Raw genomic sequence first — 22173 nt, 5'->3', positions numbered from 1 at the left:
GCTGTGACCTCCGCCGGGCAGATCGAGCACGGGCTCGGCCACGTGTTCGTATCGAAGCACCTGCTGGTCCAGGCGCTGACCCATCGCAGTTTTTCCGCCACGCACAACGAGCGCTTCGAATTCCTCGGCGATGCGGTGCTCGACTGCATCGCCTCCGACCTGCTGTGCGAGCGCTTCCCCGATCTTCCGGAAGGCGTGCTCTCCCGATTGCGTGCCAATCTGGTCAAACAGGACACGCTGGCCGACATGGCGTGCGAACTCGATCTCGGCAGCGCGTTGCGCCTGGGCGAGGGCGAGGTGAAGACCGGCGGTCGTTCCCGCCCGTCCATCCTCGCCGACGCACTCGAAGCGCTGATCGGCGCAGTATTCATCGAAGCTGGCTATGGCGCTGCGCGGCAGACGGTCACCCGGCTGTTCGGCGCGCGCCTCACCGGTCTGAACCCTGACCTCGATTCACGCGACCCGAAAACCGCACTGCAGGAATGGCTGCAGGCACGACACAAGCCGCTGCCGGTCTATGAAATCAGCGCCGTGACGGGTGCGGCACATGCCCAGGCCTTCCGCGCGCGCTGCCGCGTCGAGGCGCTGGGCCTCGCGACCGAAGGCGAGGGCAGCAACCGGCGCACCGCTGAACAGGTCGCCGCATCGCGCGCGCTCGAACAACTGCAGGGACAGACATGAACGATTCCATGGCGGACAGCGAATTTCCGGACACGCCGCCCGATGCATTGCCGACCGAGCTGCCGACCACTCCGCCGATCACCCACTGTGGCTTCATCGCCATTGTCGGCCGACCCAATGTCGGCAAATCGACGCTGATGAACCGTCTGATCGGCCAGAAGGTGAGCATCACGTCGGCCAAGGCACAGACCACGCGGCACCGCATACACGGCGTGCTGACCCGTAATGCCCGTCAGTTCGTGTTCGTCGATACGCCCGGATTCCAGACGAAGCACCGCAATGCGCTCAACCGGGTGATGAACCGCTCGGTGACACAGGCGCTGGCCGATGTCGACGTGATCGTGTTTGTCATCGAAGCGGGCAAGCTGACCGAAGCCGATCAGGAAGTGATCGAACTGCTGCCGAAAGACCGGCCGGTCCTGCTGCTGCTGAACAAGACCGACAAGGCGGGTGATCGCGCAAAGTTGCTGCCCTTTGTCGAACGCATTGCGAAGCTGCACGAGTTCCACGCCATCCTGCCGGTCAGCGCACAGCGCGGCGACGGTCTCGATGCGCTGATGAAGGTGGCCGGCGAATTGCTGCCGGAAGGTCAGGCCATGTTCGACGCCGATGACTTCACCGATCGCAGCGAGCGCTTTCTCGCCGCCGAGTACATCCGCGAGAAGCTGTTCCGGCAACTGGGCGACGAACTGCCGTACGGTCTGGCGGTCGAGATCGAGCGCTTCGAGGCGGAAGGCAACCTGCGCCGCATCGCCGCGGCGGTCATCGTCGGCCGCGAGGCGCACAAGGGCATCGTGATCGGCCGCAATGGCGAGGTGCTGAAAACCGTCGGCAGCGCGGCGCGGCATGACATGGAAAAGGTGTTCGATTCGAAGGTGTTCCTGGAACTGCACGTGAAGGTACGCAGCGGCTGGGCCGACGATGAGCGCGCCCTGAAAAGTCTGGGTTTCGAGCCGTGAGCGTATCTCCGGTGCCTGCCGCGCGGTGGCGCAGCGCGCGCTGCCGGAAGGCGGTCAGGTGAACTCGGGCAAGCAGCGGGTGGACGGCCAGCCCGCCTTCCTGCTGCAGGCCCATCCCTACCGCGAAACCAGCCTGGTGGTCGATGTGTTCAGCCGCGATTTCGGCCGCGTCGGTCTGGTGGCGCGTGGCGCCAAACGACCGCGCGCCGCGCTGCGTGGCGTGCTGGTGGAATTCCAGCCGCTCGATCTGGGCTGGTTCGGCCAGGGGGAGTTGCGTACGCTGGCGCGCGCCGAATGGCAGCGTGCGTGGCCCATGCTGTCCGGCCCGCGGCTGCTGCTGGGCTACTATCTGAACGAATTGCTGCAGCGTCTGCTGGCACGCGAGGACGCGCACCCGGCGCTGTTCGACCGCTATGCCGACACGTTGCAGAAGCTGGCGCTGGCACCGGGCGAAGCGGCCGGCCACCAGGTGCTGTTGCGCAGTTTCGAGAAATCGCTGCTGCAGGAACTGGGGTACGGTCTGACGCTGGACTGCGATGCGCAGGGCGCCGCGCTGGATACCGGCGCGTCCTACCACTATGTGGCCGAGCAGGGCCTGGTGCAGGGTGACGCGGATGCGCCGGATGTCGTCAGCCTGACGGGCGCGCAGGCGCTGGCGATCAACGGTGACGATTACGGCGATCCGCAGGTCGCGCGGCTGGCACGAACACTGATGCGCACGCTGATCGCGCATTATCTGCAGGGGCAGGAACTGCGCACCCGGCGTGTATTCATCGAACTACAGGATCTCTGACTCATGATCGAACTTGGCGTCAATATCGACCACGTTGCCACCTTGCGCCAGGCGCGCCGCACCTACGAGCCCGACCCGGTGTGGGCCGCCGTGGAGGCGCATCTGGGCGGTGCCGACGGCATCACCGTGCACCTGCGCGAAGACCGTCGTCACATCCAGGACGACGATGTGCGCCGGCTGCGCGATCTGGTGCACATCAAGCTCAATCTCGAAATGGCGGCCATCGATGAAATGGTCGGCATCGCCTGCGGGCTGAAGCCGGAAATGGCCATGCTGGTGCCGGAAGGGCGGCACGAGGTGACCACCGAAGGCGGACTGGACATCGTGTCGCAGGAAGAGCGGCTGCATGGCGTGGTCGGCCGCCTGCGCGACGCCGGCATCGTCACCAGCGTATTCATCGACGCCGAACTGCCGCAGATCGAAGCGGCAGCGCGCATCGGTGCCCAGGTGTGCGAGGTGCATACCGGCCCGTATGCACATGCCTTCCACGGTTTCGGCCGCGATCGCGAATCGCAGCCGGTGGCGGTTGAACTGGACAAGGTGCGCGCCGCCGGCAAGGCGATCCGCGATCTGGGCATGCGCTTCAACGCCGGTCACGCGTTGAACTACGCCAATGTGCAGCCGGTGGCCGAACTGCCGGGCGTGCGCGAACTGCACATCGGTCATGCCATCGTCAGCCGTTCGGTGTTCGTCGGTCTGCGCGAGGCGGTGCGAGAGATGAAACAACTGATGCGAGAGGCGGCCGGGAGGGCGGCATGATTTTCGGGGTAGGGACTGATCTGTGCAGCATCGCGCGGCTGGAACGGCTGGTCACGCGCAATGGCGAGGCGCTGGCGCGACGCATTCTGGCCGTGTCCGAAATGGTCGAGTTCGAGCGCACACGCGAACCGGCACGTTTTCTCGCCAAGCGCTTCGCGGCCAAGGAAGCGCTCGGCAAGGCGCTCGGGACCGGGGTGCGCGCGCCGGTGCTGCTGCGCTCCATCGCCGTGACGCATGACGACCTCGGCAAGCCGGTGTTCCTGTTCGACGAGCTGCTGACGCAGTGGCTTGACCAGCGCGGCCTGCATCCGCATCTGTCGCTGTCGGACGAGGTTGCGTACGCGCTGGCCTTCGTCGTGGTCGAGCGCACGGAGACCGCAGCATGAGACACACCCCACCCGGTCCGGTCATGCTCGACGTTGCCGGCTTCGAGCTTGATGGCGAAGGCCGCGAGTTGCTCGCCCATCCTTCGGTCGGCGGGCTGATCCTGTTTGCCCGCAACTTCAGCGACGCACGCCAGCTCGCCGCACTGACCGAAGCCATTCACGCGGTGCGCACACCGCCGCTGCTGATCGCGGTCGATCACGAGGGCGGTCGCGTACAGCGTTTTCGCAGCGATGGCTTCACCCATCTGCCGGCGATGCGCACGCTGGGCACACGGTACGAAGTCGATGCCACCGCAGCGCTGGGCGAAGCGTGCGCCGCCGGATTCGTGCTGGCCGCCGAACTGCGTGCGCTCGGCGTCGATCTGTCATTCACGCCGGTGCTCGATCTCGATTTCGGTGCCAGCGCCGTCATCGGTGACCGTGCCTTTCACGGCGATCCGGCCATCGTCGCCGCACTGGCCGGCGCACTGGCCGAGGGGCTGCGCGCGGCCGGCATGAAGTCGGTCGGCAAGCACTTCCCCGGTCACGGCTTCGTCGCCGCGGATTCGCATGTCGCCATTCCGGTCGACGAACGTGATTTCGACACGATCTGGCGTACTGACATCCAGCCCTATCTGCAACTGGGCCGGCAGATCGATGCCGTGATGCCGGCGCACGTCATCTACCCGGCGGTCGATGCGCTGCCGGCGGGCTTCTCACGCAAGTGGGTGCAGGACATCCTGCGCGGCCGGCTCGAATTCGACGGCGTGGTGTTCAGTGATGACCTGTCGATGGAAGGTGCATCGGTCGTCGGTGACGTCGTCGCGCGCGCGGAAGCGGCGTGGGACGCCGGCTGCGACATGGTGCTGGTGTGCAATGCGCGTGATCAGGCGATCCGGCTCATTGACGGCTGGCATCCGGCGCCCGATGCCGAGCGCAGCGCGCGCGTGGCGTCGCTACTGCCGAAGCAGCCGTTCGGCGACCGTACGCAGCTCGCGCAGGACACACGCTATCGCGACGCGCTCGATCAGGTGCAGCGGCTCACCGCCTGACCGGCCGGCCGTGAAGTCCCGCATGCCGGCCCGATGAGCGTGTTCGACGCCAAGACCTATCTGCAGACGCTGAGCGAGGCGCCCGGCGTCTATCGCATGATCGGTGCCGACGAAGAAGTGCTCTACGTCGGCAAGGCGAAAAACCTGAAGCGGCGCGTGTCGTCGTATTTCCAGCGCACCGCGTCGAGCCCGCGCATCGGCATGATGGTGTCGCAGGTGCAGCGGGTGGACACCACGGTCGTGCGCTCCGAGGCGGAAGCGCTCATCCTCGAGAACAACCTCATCAAGAGCCTGCGGCCGAAGTACAACATCCTGTTCCGGGACGACAAGTCCTACCCCTACATCAAGCTCACGCAGGATGCCTTCCCGCGCATCGCCTTCTTCCGCGGCACGGTGGGACGCGATGCGCGCTATTTCGGGCCGCTGCCCAGCGTGTGGGCGGTGCGCGAAACGATACAGCTGGTGCAGCGCGCCTTCCTGCTGCGCACCTGCGAAAACAGCGTGTTCGCCAACCGCTCGCGGCCCTGCCTGCTGCACCAGATCCACCGTTGCTCCGCACCCTGTGTCGGCAAGGTGTCGAAGGCCGATTACGACGAGGATGTGCGGCTGACCAGCCTGTTCCTGAGCGGGCGGCACAGCGAGGTGATCGACCGGTTGTCCGACCAGATGAATGCGGCCGCCGAGGCGCTTGCGTTCGAAAAGGCGGCCCAGGTGCGCGACCAGATCAAGGCGCTGAGCCGTGTGCTGCACAAGCAGTACGCCGACAGCGCGCGCGACGAGGATATCGACATCGTGGTCGCGGTCGAACGTGACGGCACCGCCTGCGTCAATCACGCGATGGTGCGCGGCGGTCGCCACCTGGGCGACCACGCGCATTTCCCGGCCGCCGGGCAGGGCAGCGAAGCCGACATGCTCTGTGCCTTCCTCGCCCAGCACTTCGCCGCCCAGCCGCCGCCGGGTCGCGTCATCGTGAGTGTGCTGCCGGACGACGATGCCGAAGCGCCCATCCCCGGCACGGCGCTCGCACTGGCGCGCAACGAGCGCGAGCGCGCCTGGGCCGACATGGCGCTGAAGAACGCCGAGATCGCGCTGCGCGTGAAGCTCGATGCCGGCGCGCGCGCGACGCACCGCGTGCGCGCTTTGGTCGAGGCGCTGGAGCTGGACGTGGCCCCCGAGCGCATCGAGTGCTTCGACATCAGCCACACGATGGGCGAAGCCACGGTGGCGTCCTGCGTTGTGTGGGCAAACGGGGCGATGCGCAACAGCGAATACCGTCGCTACAACATCGAAGGCGTCACGCCCGGCGACGACTACGCCGCGATGCGACAGGTGCTGACGCGCCGCTACGAGAAGGTGGTCACCGGCGAAGGTGTGCGGCCTGATCTGGTGCTGATCGATGGCGGCAAGGGGCAGTTGGGCATCGCAGTCGAAGTGATGGCCGAACTCGGGCTCGATCTGCCGCTGGTCGGCGTGGCCAAGGGCGTCGAGCGCAAGATGGGTGCGGAAGAGCTCATCCGTCCTGGCGTCGAGGCGGGGCTGGTGCTCGGGCCGGAGCATCCGGCGCTGCACCTGATTGCCGAAATTCGCGACGAAGCACACCGTTTTGCCATCGCCGGCCACCGTGCGCGGCGCGAAAAGAAGCGCCTCACCTCGACGCTGGAAGACATTCCGGGTATCGGTCCGGCGCGCCGCAAACGGCTGCTGACAACCTTCGGCGGACTGAGCGGCGTGCGCAATGCGACGGTCGAAGACCTGTGTCGCGTGGAAGGTATCAGTCGCAAACTGGCCGAACAGATACAGCGGCAGTTAAACTGACTCCATGTTCACCGTACCGACCGCGCTCACCTGGGCGCGCATCCTGCTGATTCCCCTGTTCGTCGGTGTGTTCTTCCTGCCCGAGCGCACGCTGGTGATGGCCGACAAGAACCTCACCGCAACGCTGGTGTTCATCATCGCCGCGGTGACCGACTGGCTTGACGGCTACCTCGCGCGCACGCTGAACCAGACCTCCGCCTTCGGTGCCTTCCTCGATCCGGTGGCCGACAAGCTCATGGTGGCCGCGGCATTGATCATGCTGGTAGAGCTCGACCGCACCAGCACGGTCATCGCCTTCGTCATCATCGGGCGAGAAATCACCATCTCGGCGCTGCGTGAATGGATGGCCAAGGTCGGTGCTTCGCGCAGCGTCGCAGTGTCGATGATAGGCAAGGTGAAGACGACCGCGCAGATGACGGCCATCCCGATGCTGCTCTATTACGAACCACTGCTCGGCATCGACATTGCCCCCATCGGCCGTTGGCTGATCTGGATCGCTGCGGTGCTTACGGTGTATTCGATGGTGTATTACATGCGCCGAGCCTGGCCCGAACTGCGCGCGCGCAAGGCGCTCTAGATCGAGTCTTGCCGAGCCGGCGAAATTGTTCGCCGCATGTCTTGACAGGTTTTCTGCCAGACCTATAATGCGCGCCTGTCTTGCGGGAATAGCTCAGTTGGTAGAGCGCAACCTTGCCAAGGTTGAGGTCGCGAGTTCGAGTCTCGTTTCCCGCTCCAAGATATTCAAATGGGGGAAGTCCTGCTTCCCCCTTGTTGTTTGCAGCCAGTCAGATGGCGGCACCACCGGCGAGGTGGCAGAGTGGTCATGCAGCGGCCTGCAAAGCCGTGGACGCCGGTTCGATTCCGACCCTCGCCTCCAGTACATCTGTCGGATAACCCGCCCGGGACATCCGTACTGCGGGAATAGCTCAGTTGGTAGAGCGCAACCTTGCCAAGGTTGAGGTCGCGAGTTCGAGTCTCGTTTCCCGCTCCAGACAAACAAAAACAGGAAGCTGAGCTTCCTGTTTTTGTTTGTTGGTTCCGTTCCGACCCCTTTGCTACACGCCCGTCCTGCGCCCGCGCAGATGCCGCACAACGATGATGACCAGCGTGATTGCGGTCAGCGGCAGGGCGATCGTCTGCATCACGAAGGCGTAGTCGCCGAGTGCGTCGTGCTCCTTGGCGGCCATGATGAGATAGAGCGTGTAGGCGACGTAGTAAGCGAAGAACAGCGCGCCTTCCCAGCGGGCGATCAGGTTGCCGGTCATGAAGATGGGCAGGCAGGCGATGGCGACGGCGGTCATCACCGGGATGTCGAAAGCCAGCATGGAGGGCGGCAGCGTGAGCGCGCTCGGTGCCACCAGCGCCGATACGCCCAGGGCGCACAGGATGTTGAAGGTGCAGCTGCCGACGACATTGCCGACCGCGATGTCGCGCTGACCACGCAGTGCCGCGGTGACTGACGCCGCCACCTCCGGTAGCGAAGTGCCGGCTGCGATGATGGTCAGCCCGATCACCGCTTCGCTCAGGCCGAGTTGCCGCGCAAACACGATGGCTGCATCGACCAGCAGGTTCGATCCAAGGACGAGCAGGCCCAGTCCTGCCACGATGAGCACGAGCTGCACCGGCAGCGTTGCATCCCAGCCGGTACTTTTCTCTCCGACGCTGTCCGCATACTCGTCGTTGAGCGCCTTGGTCTGCCGGCGGCTCTGGATGATCAGGAATGTGGTGTAGCCGATCATCAGCGCGACGAAAATCGCGCCGTCAGAAAAGGATACGCCGCCATCCAGCGTCAGTGCGGCGAACAACAGTGATACGCCGATCATGATCGGTACTTCCTGGCGGATGAGCTGCTTGTCGACCAGCAGCGGCGTGATCATCGCCGACAGGCCGAGGATGAACAGCACGTTGAAGATGTTGCTGCCGACAACATTGGCGACGGCCATATCGGTCTTGCCGTTCCAGGCCGACTGCACCGACACCGCCAGTTCCGGCGAACTGGTGCCGAAGGCGACGATGGTGAGTCCGACCACCAGCGGCGAAAGGCCGAAGGACAGCGCCAGTTTCGAGGCGCCGCGCACCAGCAGCTCGGCGCCTGCGATCAACGCGACAAGGCCGAGGCCGAACAGCAGGAAAGTCATAGTGTTGTATCCATGGATTTCAAGGCCGCTCAGACCACGTCCACAGCTAAGGGTTGCAGGGCGGTCCGCCAGGCCAGCAGCTTGTCGGCTGCCGACAGGCCGGCGTGGGCCGGGCTGGTCGACGGCAGTCTCAGCATGTCGAGCGGGCGGACGTGCGGCATCACGTCGCGCCGGAAGCAGGCTTCGGCCAGCGCGCCATTGAACAGTACGCGCCGGATGCCGGTGTGGCGCCCAAGAAACGCGGCGAAATCGTTTGCCTGGGCCGAGCGCAGATCGATCGCCGAATCCAGGCTGCCGCGTCGCTCGCAGCTCGAAAGCACGTCCCACAGCGCGAGGCCGGCGCCGGTCAGCATCGCCAGCCGTTCGGTGTAGGGCAGTGCGGGGTGGGCGCCAAACAGGGTGCCCATGATGGACCAGAACTGGTTGCGCGGATGGGCGTAGTACTGATTGGCGTCGAGCGATGCCGCGCCGGGCATCGAGCCCAGGATGAGGACGCGCGCGGTGGCCGGATCGGCCACCGGGGCGAAGCAGCGGATGCGCGTGCCCTCCGCCATCACTTGTTCAGCACGGCCGCCAGTTCGCGGCGGTAGTGGCGCACCAGCGGGTGGTCGCTGCCGAGCAGGTCGAACAGATCGATCAGCGTGCGCCGGCCGGCATCGTCGCCGAAATCGCGGTCGCGTCGGACCACTTCGAGCGCCTGTTTCATCGCGCCCTCCCAGTCTTCTTCCGCCGCGTGCAGCGCCGACCATTCGAGGCGTGCCGCAAGGTCATCAGGATTGCGTGCAATGCGCGCCGCGTAGTCGTGGTCGGCGTCGCCCGGCTGGCGCCGCGCGACGGCGATGCGCGCGTACAGCGTGCCGACGCGCGCGCGGTCTGTCATGTCGCCCGGCAGCGCATCGAGTGCGGCCTGAGCTTCGTCCAGCTTTGCCTGTGCGATCAGCGCCTCTACCCGGCCCAGCATGGCCGGTTCGAACAGCGGATCGAGGTCGAGCGCGGCCTCGTTCAGCGCCAGCGCCGTGTCGGCATCACCACGCAGCAGCGCGGCGCGCGCCTCGTCGCAGGTCGGTTCGGCCGGCGACGGCAGCAGGGCGTCGATGAATTCGCGCAGTTCGCGATCCGGCAGCACGCCGGTGAATTCGTCGACCATCACGCCGCCGACGAAGGCCTTCACGTTCGGAATTCCGCGCACGCCGAAGCGGCGCGCCAGCTCCGGGTTGTCGTCCGAATTGATCTTGGCCAGCCGCACCCGGCCGGCGTAACTGGCGACCAGCGCTTCGAGCCGCGGCGTCAGCGCCTGACAGGGCTGACACCAGGGCGCCCAGAAATCAACCAGCACCGGCATGCGCTGTGACGTGTCGATCACATCGCGCTGGAAATTGGTCAGGGTGACTTCGATTACGTCGCCACCTGCCGCGTCGGGGGCGTCGGGATGCATGTTCATTCCTCGTGAAAATCGTCGATCCGGACTGCAGTCTGCAGCCCATACCTTCAGATGCGATGGAGCATACAAACATCAAGCCCGGGCGGGGGGGCGATGTTGCGCCGGGGATATGCGTAAGCTGAGGGGCGGACGCTTCGGGAAAGGCCTTGAGGGAGAGGCTATGTGGGAGCGGACCCTGTGGGAGCGGCGGCTTCGCCGCGATCCTGCCGCGATGGTCACATTGCAGCGTGCGGATCGCGGCGAGGCCGCCGCTCCCACAGCCCAAGCTCCCACAGCCCAAGCTCCCACATACCGTCGCCTCACGCCGCTTGCACGGCCAACGCCGCCTTATTTTCCGCCGCAATCCCGCGCCACGAGGGCTGCGGGTGCCAGCGGTCTGTCCGTCAGGGCATGCGCTGGATGAGCGACCGGCGAATTGCGAACAAAACGCCCGCGCAACGATCCGACTGCGGTGATCGGTGCCCCCTATATATAATTGCGCATTCGGATCCGCGTGGCGGTGTCCGGCGTCCATTCCTCCAGTTTCCCCTCATGACCCTCATTCTGAAGCTCCGCGGTACCCCTGCATTTTCCGAGGCGCGTCTGGCGCGTCTGGTCGATGACTGTCGCGCGACGGTCGGCAAGGTGCGCGAAGTGCGCGCGACGCAGCACTTCTTCGTCGAATGCAGCGCAGCACCGGGCGCCGGCGAACTGGCGCAGCTGCACGCGCTGCTGGCGGCCGAACCGGCAGCCATGCCGGCTGCGGGTGCGCTGCTGGTGACGCCAAGGCTGGGCACGATATCGCCCTGGTCGTCGAAGGCGACCGACATTGCGCACAATTGCGGGCTGACGAGCGTACTGCGCATCGAGCGCGGCGTGCTGTACGAGATCGAGCTGTCGCGAGGCCTGCTGGGCACGGCGTCGCTCGACGCGGCCGAGCGTGCGGCGCTGTCGGCGAAGCTGCACGACCGCATGACCGAATCGGTGCTGGGCAGCCTGGACGAAGCCGATGCGCTGTTCAGCCATGTGCCGCCGCGCCCGCTGGTCAGCGTGTCCCTCGGAGACGGCGGGAGTGAGCAGGGCCGCGCCGCGCTGGTGCAGGCCAACAGTGCGCTCGGTCTGGCGCTGTCCGACGACGAGATCGACTATCTGTTCTCGGCGTATTCCAAGCTCGGCCGCGATCCGACCGACGTCGAGCTGATGATGTTCGCGCAGGCCAACTCGGAGCACTGCCGGCACAAGATTTTCAACGCGAGCTGGAACATCGATTACGCGACGCAGGACCTGAGCCTATTCGGCATGATCCGCGAAACCCACCGCGCAACGCCGCAGCACACCGTGGTGGCGTATTCGGACAATGCGGCGGTGATCGAAGGCGCAACGACTGCGCCGGTCGACCGCTTCTACCCGGGGCGCGACGGCCGCTGGGGCTGGCATGCCGAGTCGATGCACTTCCTGGCCAAGGTCGAGACGCACAACCATCCGACGGCGATTTCGCCATTCGCCGGCGCTGCGACGGGCGCCGGCGGCGAAATCCGCGACGAGGGCGCGACCGGCCGCGGTGCCAGGCCCAAAGCGGGTCTGGCCGGATTTTCCGTGTCCAACCTCAACATCCCGGGCTTCGAGCAGCCGTGGGAGCGGGTGGATGGCGCGCTTTACGGCAAGCCCGAACGCATCGCCTCCGCACTGCAGATCATGATCGACGGCCCGCTCGGTGCTGCCGCATTCAACAACGAATTCGGCCGGCCGAACCTTGCCGGGTATTTCCGCACCTTCGAGCTGCCTTTCATGGGCGAAATGCGCGGCTATCACAAGCCCATCATGATCGCCGGCGGCATCGGCAACATCAGCGCGCGCGACGCGCTGAAGATCGTGTTTCCGGCCGGCACGAAGCTGATCGTGCTGGGCGGCCCGGCCATGCTGATCGGTCTGGGTGGCGGCGCGGCGTCGAGCATGACCACCGGTACCAACACCGCCGATCTCGACTTCGCGTCGGTGCAGCGCGGCAACCCGGAAATCGAGCGCCGCGCGCAGGAAGTGATCGACCGCTGCTGGCAGATGCAGGACGACAACCCCATTCTTGCGGTGCACGATGTCGGCGCCGGCGGTCTGTCGAACGCGCTGCCCGAGCTGGCGCATGGCGCCGGCCACGGCGCCTGGTTCGATCTGCGCGCCATCCTGAGCGAAGAGTCGGGCATGAGTCCGGCCGAGCTTTGGTGCAACGAATCGCAGGAACGTTACGTGCTGGCGATCGCGCCCGAACGCGTCGATGACTTCCGCGCCCTGTGCGAGCGCGAGCGCTGCCCGTATGCGGTGCTCGGCGAGGCGACGCCGGACGGCCAGCTGACGGTCGAAGACCCGCACTTCGGCACCAGGCCGGTCGACATGTCGATGGACGTGCTGCTCGGCAAACCGCCGAAGATGCACCGTACCGTGCAGCGCCGCCCGGCCTTTGCGCCGCCGATGGACGTCGCCGGCTATGACCTGAAGGACACCGCCTACCGCGTGCTGAGCATGCCGTCGGTCGCCAGCAAGTCCTTCCTGATCACCATCGGCGACCGATCGGTCGGCGGCCTGACCGCGCGCGACCAGTTCGTCGGCCCCTGGCAGATGCCGGTGGCCGATGTGGCCGTGACCAGCGCAGGTTTCAGCGGCTACCAGGGCGAAGCGTTCGCGATGGGCGAACGCACGCCGGTGGCGCTGCTGAGCGGCCCGGCATCCGGTCGCATGGCGATCGGCGAGGCGATCACCAATCTTGTCGCCGCCGACGTGCGCAGCTTCGACCGCATCAAGTTGTCGGCCAACTGGATGGCCGCGGCCGGTCACAAGGGCGAAGACGCCGCGCTGTTCGACACGGTGAAGGCCGTCGCGATCGACTTCTGCCCCGGGCTCGGCCTGTCAATTCCGGTCGGCAAGGACAGCCTGTCGATGAAGACGCGCTGGACCGAGGGCGAAGGTCAGAATGAGCGTCAGAAGGAAGTCATTTCACCGCTGTCACTGGTCATCACAGCGTTCGCGCCGGTCGGCGATGTGCGCAAGACGCTGACGCCGCAGCTGCTGATAGACCCGGAAGTCGATACCGAACTGCTGTTGCTCGATCTTGGCCAGATGAAGAACCGCCTCGGCGGGTCGGCGTTTGCCCAGGCCTATGGCGTGGTGGGCGAACACGCCCCGGACGCCGACGCGGTGCTGCTGGGCCGCTTCCTGCCGGCGATCAACCGCCTGCGCGACGAAGGCTACCTGCTGGCGTATCACGACCGCTCGGACGGCGGCCTGTTCGCCACGCTGTGCGAAATGGCCTTTGCATCGCGGGTCGGTCTGTCGATCAACCTCGACACGCTGGCCTACGACCCGCTGCTGGTCGACGTCGATTCGCTGGCCAAGAAGCCGGACGCGGTGCGAGGGCGTTTCAACGACCGCACCTTCTCTGCGCTGTTCGCGGAAGAACTGGGCGCAGTGATCCAGATCCGCGTCGCGGATCGTTCGAAGGTGATGGACGTGCTGCGCGAAGGCGGTTTGTCCGGCGTCACGCACGGCATCGGCAGCCCGAACGACCGCGACGAAATCCGTCTGTGGCACAACGCGAAGGTCATTTTCAGCGAAGCGCGCAGCGATCTGCTGAAGGCCTGGAGCGAAGTCAGCCACCGCATCGCCGCATTGCGCGACGACGCGCGCTGCGCCGAAGAGGCGTTCGCGCTGCTCGACGACACGGATGACACCGGCCTGTTCGCTGCGCTGACCTTCGAGCCGCAGGAAGATGTTGCGGCGCCCTTCGTGAGCAGCGGAAAGCGGCCGAGGATTGCCATCCTGCGCGAGCAGGGCGTAAACGGTCAGGTCGAAATGGCGGCCGCTTTCGACCGCGCCGGCTTCGAAGCGCACGATGTTCACATGTCCGACCTGATGGCGGGACGTGTGAAACTGGCCGACTTCAAGGGTCTGGCCGCCTGCGGCGGTTTTTCGTACGGCGACGTGCTGGGCGCCGGCGCCGGCTGGGCCAAGTCCATCCTGTTCAACGCGCAGCTGCGCGACGCCTTCGCCGAATATTTCAACCGCGAAGACACGTTTGCACTGGGCGTGTGCAACGGCTGCCAGATGATGAGCCAGTTGCGCGACATCATTCCGGGCGCGGCGCACTGGCCGCGCTTCGAGCGCAACCGCTCGGAGCAGTTCGAGGCGCGCTTCACGATGGTCGAACTGGTCGAGTCGCCGTCCATCTTCTTCCGCGGCATGGCCGGGTCGAAGCTGCCCATAGTGGTTTCGCACGGCGAAGGGCGCGCGGTGTTCGACGACCTGCAGGCGCAGTCCATGGCCCGGGTCGCGATGCGCTACATCGACCACGACGGCAAGGTCGCGACACGCTATCCGCGCAATCCGAACGGCTCGCCCGACGGCATCACGTCGGTCACCACCGATGACGGCCGGGCCACCATCCTGATGCCACACCCCGAGCGCGTATTCCGCAGCGTGCAGATGAGCTGGCACCCGGAACACTGGGGCGAAGACAGCCCGTGGATGCGCATGTTCAGGAATGCGCGGGTGTGGGTGGGCTGATCCGAGCTCGGCTTGTTCCGGGGGGGGCGTGCGCGACTGACCCCGATCTTCTGAGCGAGCGGCCCTGTTGGAGCGGCGGCCTGTGGGAGCGGCGGCCCCGCCGCGATCAGTGCTGTGATGGTCGCTGTGCGAAGTGAGTATCGCGGCGAGGCCCCCGCTCCCACAGCTGCGCCCTCGGCCCATTGAGCAGAGGGCGCTACGCCGACTCCTCGTCAGACAAGGGTTGTGCATTCGCAAACAAGGCTTCAAAGGCGAGGGCGGCCGGGCTGATCGGGCGTTCGGGCAGACGGATTCGATAGAGCGTGCGCTGTATCGCGGCACCGCCCGGGTGCAGACGGCGTATGCGGCCCAGTGCCAGCTGATCGCGTGCACAGATGCGCGGCACCATGCCCAGGCCGCGGCCGGCGGCCACGGTCTGCACGATGGCCTCATTGCTGCCCACCTCTATCGTGCATGCCGGCGTCAGCCCCATTTCATCGAGCACACGGTCGGTGGCGGCACGACTGCCGGAGCCGCGTTCGCGCACGATCCAGCTGTGATCGGCCAGATCGGCCGGCCGCAGCGCGCCGCCGGTCGGCAACTCGGCATCGCGCGGCGCGATGATCACCATTTCGTCGCGGCGCCAGACGCGGCGGTTCAAGCGCGCATCATCCACATCGCCTTCGACCAGTGCCACATCGATCCGGCAGTCCAGCAACAGATCGGCGATCTGCCGCGTGTTGCCGCTGATCACCTGCAGTTCGACCTGCGGATGGCGGGCGTGGAAATCGACCAGGAAGGGCGGTAGCCAGTAAGTGGCGATGGTGGTGCTGGCACCTATGGTCAGCCGCCCGCGTTCGAGCGAACTGTAGGCGCGGATGGTTTCGGTCGCTTCCCGTTCGAGCGCCAGGATGCTGCGCCCGTATTCGTACAGCGCACGGCCCGACTCACTGGGCTTGAAGGTTTTGCCACGGCGGTCTAGCAGCACGGTTTCGAGCTGCGATTCGAGCTCACGCACCGCCTTCGAAACAGCAGGCTGCGTGATGTTCAGCGCTTCGGCTGCGCGCGAAAAGCTCTGAATTTCGACGACCTTCACGTAGATGCGCAGAAGATGAAGGTTCATGCATTACCCAAGGTAATCGATCAGTGATTTGCATGATATAGAAGAATGAATGGCTCGCCGCGTACGCTGCATTCACTTTCTGCAGCCTGCGACCCGCCCATGAATACGACGACTGCCCTTGCACCGCCCAGCCTGCCGACCGGTGTTGCTGCATCGGTCGCGGTTGCCGGTGCAGCGGCCGCCCTTTCCAGCCTGCCCGGAGTGTCGGCATACGGCTTCGGCTGGCTGCCCCTGGCGGTGTCACTGGGCATCGTGATCGGCAATCTGTGGCCCTCGCTGCCGTCGCGCGGCGCCGAAGGATTCCGTCTGGCGCGCGGCACCCTGATGCGCGCCGGCATCGCCTTGTACGGACTGCGCATCGGCATTGACGAACTGGGCCGGGTGGGCTGGAGCGGTCTGCTGATGGCGGTGGTCGTGGTGCTCAGCACCCTCGGGCTGGCGCTGGCACTGGGGCGTCGTCTCGGACTCGACCCCGAAGTGGCCGTGCTGGTCGGCTGCGGCAGCGCGATCTGCGGTGCCGCAGCGGTTGCGGCCGCCGACAGCGTGATCGGTGCCCGGGCACGGCATGTGTCCGCGGCGGTGCTGGCGGTGGTGGTGTTCGGCACGCTGGGCATGTATCTGCTGCCCCTTCTCCATCCCCTGACGGGCTTGAGTGATCAGTCCTTCGGTCTGTGGGTGGGGCTGACGGTGCACGAACTGGGTCATGTGGTGGCCGGGGCTGAGGCGGCCGGACCGGGCGCCGCTGCCAGTGCGCTGGTCGAGAAAATGATGCGCGTGATGTTGCTGGCGCCGGTCGTGATGTTGATCGCTGTCCGCTGGCGCGATGGAGGCACGACGGGTTCGTGCCGCCCGGGCGTGCCGCCTTTCCTCTATGGCTTCATTGCGATGATGGCGCTCAATGCGTCCGGACTGCTGCCGGTGTGGCTGCACGCACTGGGTGCCGAAGCGGCGCAAGTGCTGCTGGCAGTCGGTCTGGCAGCGCTCGGTGCCAACACCCGGCTGGCCGACCTGGCGCAGGCCGGTTGGCGGGTGTGGGCGCTCGCTGCGCTGCTCTGGATATGGCTGTTGCTTGCCGGCTTCGGCCTGGTCAGCCTCGGGGCGCTGTCATGAATGCACGAAAGCAGAGCGCGGATCGTGCCGACGCACCGCGGCGGTCCGGTCCGGCGTCGCAGGGCAAGTCCGGGCAGGTAAAGCGAAGGCACGGCTGGCAAGGCCTTGCGGTGGATGGGTGGTTTGCCGGATCACCGGCCCGGCTTTTGCTTGACATGACCTGTCATGACAGGTTTGGCGTCGCACCGACGCGGAATGCGCGCCGCTTGTCCCGCCCGGGAGAACCGATTGGATGCTTCGCTGCTGAACACGCTGTGGCCGGACCGCGACATCGCGAGCTGGGCGGTGATTGCCGGTGCAGTGGTCGCAGGCGGCGTGCTGCGTGGCATGACCGGGTTCGGCGCGGCGCTGCTGATGGCGCCCCTGCTGTCCACGGTGGCGTCGGCGCGCGACACGCTGTGCATCGTCACCTTGCTGAACGCGCTGCCGCTGACGCACGCGCTGGGGCCGTCGGTACGCCGGATGGTCGATCATCGCGTGCTGCTGCCCATGCTCGGCGCCGCGTGTTTCGGCATTCCGCTCGGCCTGTGGCTGGTGAGCGTGCTGCCGGCGCGTCTGTTCGGACAGGTGATCGGCCTTGCGGTCATCGCGAGCGCAGCGGTCCTGCTGACCGGCGTACGCCTGGTGCGCGGCCCCAGTCATGCCGGCTCCATCGGCGCGGGACTGTTCAGCGGGGTACTGACCGGCTTCGGCGGTGTCGGCGGACCGCCGGCCATCCTCTACCTGCTGGGCGTGGAAACCGACAGTCATCGCGCGCGGGCCAGCTTCCTCGTGTACTTCGGATGCCTGTATCCGCTGGCACTGATTGCCATCGTGCTGTCCGGCTTGTTCGGCTTGTCGCTGCTGCTGCAGGGGCTTCTGCTGGCGCCCCTTTTTCATGGCGGCGGCCTGTTGGGCGAGCGTCTGTATCGCAGTCTGGACCCGCGACACTTCCGTCGTGTCGTGCTGTGCCTGCTGATGGCCTCCGGTGCGTTCGCGGCCTGGCCGGCGCACGCGACCGCTTTGGTGCAAGCGCCTGTGGCGGTGCAGCAAACCGGTGCGTGCATCGCTGCGGAAGATGGGCTGTCAAGTCTGAAAAGTTGATTCAAAGCAAAGGTTTATAGATATGTGGTGCGAGGCGGAAAGATTGGCACTGACCTTGCATGACATGACCCGTCATAACAGGTTCCCGAACAGGAGATCGATCATGGCACCCCACCGCAAGCAGATCGCGCCCCCGGGCGCTGCCAAGGTCGCGGATGCGTTGTCGCCGGTATCGCAGATGCCGTTGTATACGCAGATCCGCGAAATCCTGCGCCGGCGCATTCTCGACGGCAGCTATCCGCCGCATTCGCAGATGCCATCGGAAAGCCAGATGATTTCGGCATTCGCCGTCAGCCGCATCACCATCCGGCAGGCACTGGGCGACCTGCAGAAGGAAGGACTCATCTTCAAGGTGATGGGCAAGGGCAGCTTCGTCGCCAAGCCCAAGGCCTTCCAGAGTCTGTCGCGGCTGCAGGGATTCGGCGAGGCGATGTCCACCTCCGGCTACGAAACCTACTCACTGCTGCTCAGTGCCAGACCGGTTCCCGCGAGCGCAGTCGTGGCACAGCGGCTGCAGCTCAGGCCGGAAGCGCCGGTGTTCGAAATCCAGCGCCTGCGCTACCTGAACCGCGAACCGATTTCGGTCGACGTGAGCTACTTCCCGCCGGACATCGGCGAACGGCTCGCCCAGGAAGACCTGGCCACACGAGACATCTTCGTCATTCTCGAAAACGACCTCGGACGCAACCTCACGCACGCCGACGTGCAGATCGAGGCGATCTCGTCCGACGAGTCGCTGGCCCGACATCTCGACATCGCCGAAGCCTCGCCGCTGCTGCGCATAGAGCGACTGACATGGGCCGACGACCGGCCCATCGATTTCGAATTCCTCTATTACCGCGGCGACGCCTTCCAGTACCGCCTGCGCATTGACCGGAGTTGATCCACCGCTGGAAAGCAACGCAGGAATTCTTCGTTCGCAGCGGCGCGCCGACGCGCGACGGTGCAGTCCCAATCAAGGAGAGAACATGAAGCGCATTGACCTGGAATTCGATCTCGTCGTCATCGGCGGCGGGACAGGCGGCCCGATGGCCGCGGTGAAGGCGAAGGAGAAGAACCCGAAGCTGCGCGTGCTGCTGGTCGACAAGGCCAACGTGAAGCGCAGCGGTGCGATCTCGATGGGCATGGACGGCCTGAACAACGCGGTCATTCCGGGCCATGCGACGCCCGAGCAGTATGTCAAGGAAATCACCATCGCCAATGACGGCATCGTCGATCAGGAAGCGGTGATGGCCTACGCCGCCAACAGCTTCGACATGATCAACCAGCTCGATCAGTGGGGCGTCAAGTTCGAGAAGGACGAAACCGGCGACTACGCGGTGCGCAAGGTGCATCACCTCGGCAGTTACGTTCTGCCGATGCCCGAAGGGCATCACATGAAGAAGATCCTCTACCGCCAGTTGAAGAAGGCGCGCGTCGAGGTGACCAACCGTGTCGTCGTGACGCGCGTGCTGACCGGCGCGGACGGTGAAGTCGTGGCGGTCATGGGCTTCGACTGTCGTACCGCCGACACCTACGTCATCCGGACCAAGGCGGCGGTGCTCTGTACCGGTGCAGCCGGGCGCATCGGCCTGCCGGCTTCGGGCTATCTGATGGGCACCTACGAAAATCCGACCAACTGCGGCGATGGCCACGCGATGGCCTACCACGCCGGGGCCGATCTGGCCAATCTCGAGTGCTTCCAGATCAACCCGCTGATCAAGGACTACAACGGACCGGCCTGCGCCTACGTGACCGGCCCCTTCGGCGGCTTCACCGCCAACTCCAAGGGCGAGCGCTTCATCGAATGCGACTACTGGAGCGGCCAGATGATGATGGAGTTCTACAACGAACTCGAAGGCGGCAACGGCCCGGTTTTCCTGAAGCTCGATCACCTGGCGGAAGAAACGATCCAGGAGATCGAAACCATCCTGCATACCAACGAGCGGCCCAGCCGCGGTCGCTTCCACGAGAATCGCGGCAACGACTACCGCAAGCAGATGGTCGAGATGCACATTTCCGAGATCGGTTTCTGCAGCGGCCACAGCGCGTCCGGCATCCACACCAACGCGATGGGCGAAACGTCGGTGCCCGGTCTGTATGCCGCCGGCGACTGCGCCAGCGTGCCGCACAACTATATGCTGGGGGCTTTCGTCTACGGCCGGCTGTGCGGCGAGAACGCCGCCGCCTACTGCGCCGGCCACGGCCAGGGCGTGGTCGATGCAGGGGACGTCGCCGCCGAGGAGCGCCGCATTCTCGCGCCGCTGGGCCGGACCGACGGGTTGACGCCTTACCAGATCGAGTACAAGACGCGCCGCCTGGTGAATGACTACCTGCAGCCGCCGAAGATCACGCGCAAGTACGAGATCGCGCTGCGTCGCTTCGACGAGATCCGCGAAGACGCCGAGTCGATGTTCGCAGCCAACCCGCACGAACTGATGCGTGCGATGGAAGCGCATTCCATTCTCGACTGCGCGGAAATGGCGGCGCGGGCATCGATGTTCCGCACCGAAAGCCGCTGGGGCCTCTACCACTATTTCCTCGATCACCCGGAGCGCGACGACGAGAACTGGTTCTGTCATTCGCTGCTGAGCAAGAGCGCGGAAGGCCGCATGCAGATGCGCAAGAAGGCCATCGAGCCCTACATCGTGCCGATCGACGAGGAAGAGCGCAGCGCCTATCAGCGCTTGCGCGTCGCGCACAACGCCGAAGCCGCCTGACACCCCGATCACATCGCCCGAATCCAGAGGAGTTACGCCATGACCATAGCCACCACGCAGACCCAGGTACCGGTGAATGTCGACAACGACAAATGCATCGCCGAGAAGGGCTGCACCGTCTGCGTCGATGTCTGTCCGCTCGACGTGCTCGCCATCGACATGCTGACCAGGAAGGCCTTCATGAAATTCGATGAGTGCTGGTACTGCCTGCCGTGCGAAACCGATTGCCCGACCGGCGCGGTCAGCGTGTCGATTCCCTACCTGCTGCGCTGAGGAGCCGGACGATGGATATCCAGAACTGTTCAGTCGCCGAGCGCCTCGGCAGCGCGGACGCGGAAGTGCGCCGGCTCGCCGTGATTGACCTGCCTTATGGCGACGAGGACGACATCGTGCCGCTGCTGCTGCCGCGCCTTGCCGACCCGGATGCGTCGGTGCGGACCGAAGCGGTGCGTGCGCTCGAGGGCTACGAAGAGCCCGAGGTGGTTTCGGCGTTGGCCCCGATGCTGCTCGATGCCGATGCCGATGTCCGCGCTGCGGCGGGTGTCGTGCTGTCCGAACTCAAGGAAAGCGCGTCGGCCGTGCCATTGCTGCCGTTTCTGCGCGGCCACTCTGCAGAGGTGCGCATGCTGGCGCTTCGTGCCATCCGTGCGCTGCGAGTGCCGGAAGCCTTCGCACCGGCGATGGAGGCGCTGAAGGACGCCGACGCCGGCGTGCGGCGCGAGGCGGTCGGGGTGCTTGGCTACCTGCGGATGCCGGAGGCGATCGGTGCGCTGGCCCAGGTGGCGGCACTCGATGCGGACGCCGATGTGCGGCGCATCGCCATCGGCGCCATCGGCTATTCCAGCGAGGTGAGCGTGCTGCCTGCGCTGACGCGCGGTCTTGCCGACACCGCGTGGATGGTGCGCGACGAGGCGGCCCAGACCCTGGGCAAGCTGCGGCTCGGTCTGGCCATTCCCGACCTGATCCGTGCCATGCATGACGAGTACTGGCAGGTGCGCGTGAAGGCCGCCCGCTCGCTCGGTCTGCTCAAGGCCGTCGCCGCGCTGCCGGCGCTGATCGAAGCGCTGACCCACACGATAGGAAACGTGCGCAAGGAAGCCGCCATCGCACTCGGCGAAATCGCCGATCCGCGCGCGATTCCGGCGCTCGAGGCGGCGCTCGGCGACGCCGATCCCGATGTGCGCAAGCTGTCGCGGCTTGCGCTCACCGCCATCACCCTGGCGCAGAAGTAAGGAGAAAGCCATGACCTATGTCGTGACCGAAGCATGCGTGCGCTGCAAGTACACCGACTGCGTGGATATCTGCCCGGTGGAGTGCTTTCACGAGGGCCCCGAGTTCCTGGTCATCAACCCGGACATCTGCATCGATTGCGGCGTGTGCGTCAGCGAATGCCCGGTCAGTGCGATCTACGCGCAGGACGATCTGCCCGCAGGACAGGAGGTGTTCATCGAGCTCAATGCGCGTCTCGCGACGCAGTGGCCGGTGATCGCCGAGGCACACGAACCGCTTGCCGATGCAGAGACCTGGGCGCAGGTGATCGAAAAACGGCAGTACCTCGACGCCCTTCAGGGCGCATGAAATAGCGGTGGATGGGTCAGGCAGGAGACAGGCTTCCGCAACAACAACCGCAGCAGCACTTCGTCGTC

At 65.8% G+C, this 22173-nt stretch carries 20 protein-coding genes and 3 tRNA genes; 19 read left to right on the top strand and 4 right to left on the bottom strand.

The annotated features are described in order from the left end of the window. Window positions 1-3: 3 nt before the first annotated feature. From rnc to NMQ14_RS13565, 11 genes are all read left to right on the top strand, one after another. Entirely contained in the window at window positions 4-681 is a 678-nt protein-coding gene (gene rnc / locus NMQ14_RS13615) for a ribonuclease III (RefSeq protein WP_257096992.1), read from the top strand. After that, window positions 678-1640 carry a GTPase Era gene (gene era / locus NMQ14_RS13610; protein ID WP_257096990.1) on the top strand — a complete coding sequence of 321 codons (963 nt, stop codon included), beginning with the start codon at window positions 678-680 and terminating at the stop codon, window positions 1638-1640. Before rnc ends, era begins: the two co-directional genes overlap by 4 nt. 58 nt (window positions 1641-1698) lie before the next feature. Next, complete coding sequence (gene recO / locus NMQ14_RS13605) at window positions 1699-2433, top strand: DNA repair protein RecO (protein ID WP_257097093.1); 735 nt, start codon at window positions 1699-1701, stop codon at window positions 2431-2433. 3 nt (window positions 2434-2436) lie between these two features. Continuing rightward, window positions 2437-3192 carry a pyridoxine 5'-phosphate synthase gene (locus tag NMQ14_RS13600; protein ID WP_257078691.1) on the top strand — a complete coding sequence of 252 codons (756 nt, stop codon included), beginning with the start codon at window positions 2437-2439 and terminating at the stop codon, window positions 3190-3192. Beyond that, window positions 3189-3578, top strand: coding sequence for a holo-ACP synthase (acpS, locus tag NMQ14_RS13595; protein WP_257096988.1), 390 nt, complete (start codon window positions 3189-3191; stop codon window positions 3576-3578). The genes NMQ14_RS13600 and acpS overlap by 4 nt, the downstream gene beginning before the upstream one ends. Then, on the top strand, window positions 3575-4609 hold the full coding sequence (gene nagZ / locus NMQ14_RS13590; RefSeq protein WP_257096986.1) for a beta-N-acetylhexosaminidase: 1035 nt from the start codon (window positions 3575-3577) through the stop codon (window positions 4607-4609). Before acpS ends, nagZ begins: the two co-directional genes overlap by 4 nt. Window positions 4610-4642: 33 nt before the next feature. Then, complete coding sequence (uvrC, locus tag NMQ14_RS13585) at window positions 4643-6424, top strand: excinuclease ABC subunit UvrC (protein ID WP_257096983.1); 1782 nt, start codon at window positions 4643-4645, stop codon at window positions 6422-6424. 4 nt (window positions 6425-6428) lie between these two features. Next, entirely contained in the window at window positions 6429-7001 is a 573-nt protein-coding gene (gene pgsA / locus NMQ14_RS13580) for a CDP-diacylglycerol--glycerol-3-phosphate 3-phosphatidyltransferase (RefSeq protein WP_257096980.1), read from the top strand. An 82-nt stretch (window positions 7002-7083) separates the two neighbouring features. Next, window positions 7084-7159, top strand: a tRNA-Gly gene (locus NMQ14_RS13575). 68 nt (window positions 7160-7227) lie between these two features. Next, window positions 7228-7301, top strand: a tRNA-Cys gene (locus NMQ14_RS13570). A 38-nt stretch (window positions 7302-7339) separates the two neighbouring features. Next, window positions 7340-7415, top strand: a tRNA-Gly gene (locus NMQ14_RS13565). 64 nt (window positions 7416-7479) lie between these two features. Here NMQ14_RS13565 and NMQ14_RS13560 read toward each other — a convergent pair. From NMQ14_RS13560 to NMQ14_RS13550, 3 genes are read right to left on the bottom strand one after another with little or no spacing between them, the layout of a single operon-like run. Continuing rightward, entirely contained in the window at window positions 7480-8562 is a 1083-nt protein-coding gene (locus NMQ14_RS13560; RefSeq protein WP_257096978.1) for a calcium/sodium antiporter, read from the bottom strand. A 29-nt stretch (window positions 8563-8591) separates the two neighbouring features. After that, on the bottom strand, window positions 8592-9116 hold the full coding sequence (locus NMQ14_RS13555) for a DNA-deoxyinosine glycosylase (protein WP_257096977.1): 525 nt from the start codon (window positions 9114-9116) through the stop codon (window positions 8592-8594). After that, window positions 9116-9997: a tetratricopeptide repeat protein gene (locus NMQ14_RS13550; protein WP_257078684.1), complete on the bottom strand. Its 882-nt coding sequence runs from the start codon at window positions 9995-9997 to the stop codon at window positions 9116-9118. Before NMQ14_RS13550 ends, NMQ14_RS13555 begins: the two co-directional genes overlap by 1 nt. 537 nt (window positions 9998-10534) lie before the next feature. On the opposite strand from NMQ14_RS13550, the gene purL reads away from it, so the two are divergent. Further along, window positions 10535-14533, top strand: a complete 3999-nt coding sequence (gene purL, locus NMQ14_RS13545) for a phosphoribosylformylglycinamidine synthase (protein WP_257096976.1) — start codon at window positions 10535-10537, stop codon at window positions 14531-14533. A 196-nt stretch (window positions 14534-14729) separates the two neighbouring features. On the opposite strand, the gene NMQ14_RS13540 is transcribed toward purL, so the two are convergent. Then, on the bottom strand, window positions 14730-15635 hold the full coding sequence (locus tag NMQ14_RS13540; protein ID WP_257096975.1) for a LysR family transcriptional regulator: 906 nt from the start codon (window positions 15633-15635) through the stop codon (window positions 14730-14732). Window positions 15636-15734: 99 nt separating this feature from the next. Here NMQ14_RS13540 and NMQ14_RS13535 point away from each other — a divergent pair, with 99 nt between their 5' ends. The 7 genes from NMQ14_RS13535 (at window position 15735) to fdxA (ending at window position 22105) form a co-directional block, all read left to right on the top strand. Beyond that, window positions 15735-16745, top strand: coding sequence for a YeiH family protein (locus tag NMQ14_RS13535; protein WP_257096974.1), 1011 nt, complete (start codon window positions 15735-15737; stop codon window positions 16743-16745). Window positions 16746-16973: 228 nt separating this feature from the next. Next, window positions 16974-17828, top strand: coding sequence for a sulfite exporter TauE/SafE family protein (locus NMQ14_RS13530; RefSeq protein ID WP_257096973.1), 855 nt, complete (start codon window positions 16974-16976; stop codon window positions 17826-17828). A 103-nt stretch (window positions 17829-17931) separates the two neighbouring features. Next, window positions 17932-18711, top strand: a complete 780-nt coding sequence (locus tag NMQ14_RS13525; protein ID WP_257078679.1) for a GntR family transcriptional regulator — start codon at window positions 17932-17934, stop codon at window positions 18709-18711. Between the two features lie 85 nt (window positions 18712-18796). Further along, entirely contained in the window at window positions 18797-20527 is a 1731-nt protein-coding gene (locus tag NMQ14_RS13520) for a fumarate reductase/succinate dehydrogenase flavoprotein subunit (RefSeq protein ID WP_257096972.1), read from the top strand. 39 nt (window positions 20528-20566) lie between these two features. After that, a complete protein-coding gene (locus NMQ14_RS13515; RefSeq protein ID WP_257096971.1) occupies window positions 20567-20800 on the top strand; it encodes a ferredoxin family protein in 234 nt (77 codons plus the stop codon). 11 nt (window positions 20801-20811) lie between these two features. Further along, window positions 20812-21759 (top strand): HEAT repeat domain-containing protein, encoded by a 948-nt coding sequence (locus tag NMQ14_RS13510; RefSeq protein WP_257096968.1) that lies wholly within the window; start codon window positions 20812-20814, stop codon window positions 21757-21759. A 10-nt stretch (window positions 21760-21769) separates the two neighbouring features. Further along, the gene (gene fdxA, locus NMQ14_RS13505; protein ID WP_257096966.1) at window positions 21770-22105 is read left to right on the top strand and encodes a ferredoxin FdxA; all 336 of its coding nucleotides are present in this window, start codon (window positions 21770-21772) and stop codon (window positions 22103-22105) included. Window positions 22106-22173 lie beyond the last annotated feature (68 nt).

It is taken from the genome of Methyloversatilis sp. XJ19-13 (assembly GCF_024580155.1).
Lineage (GTDB): Bacteria > Pseudomonadota > Gammaproteobacteria > Burkholderiales > Rhodocyclaceae > Methyloversatilis.
This window is presented reverse-complemented; position numbering and strand designations above follow the sequence as displayed.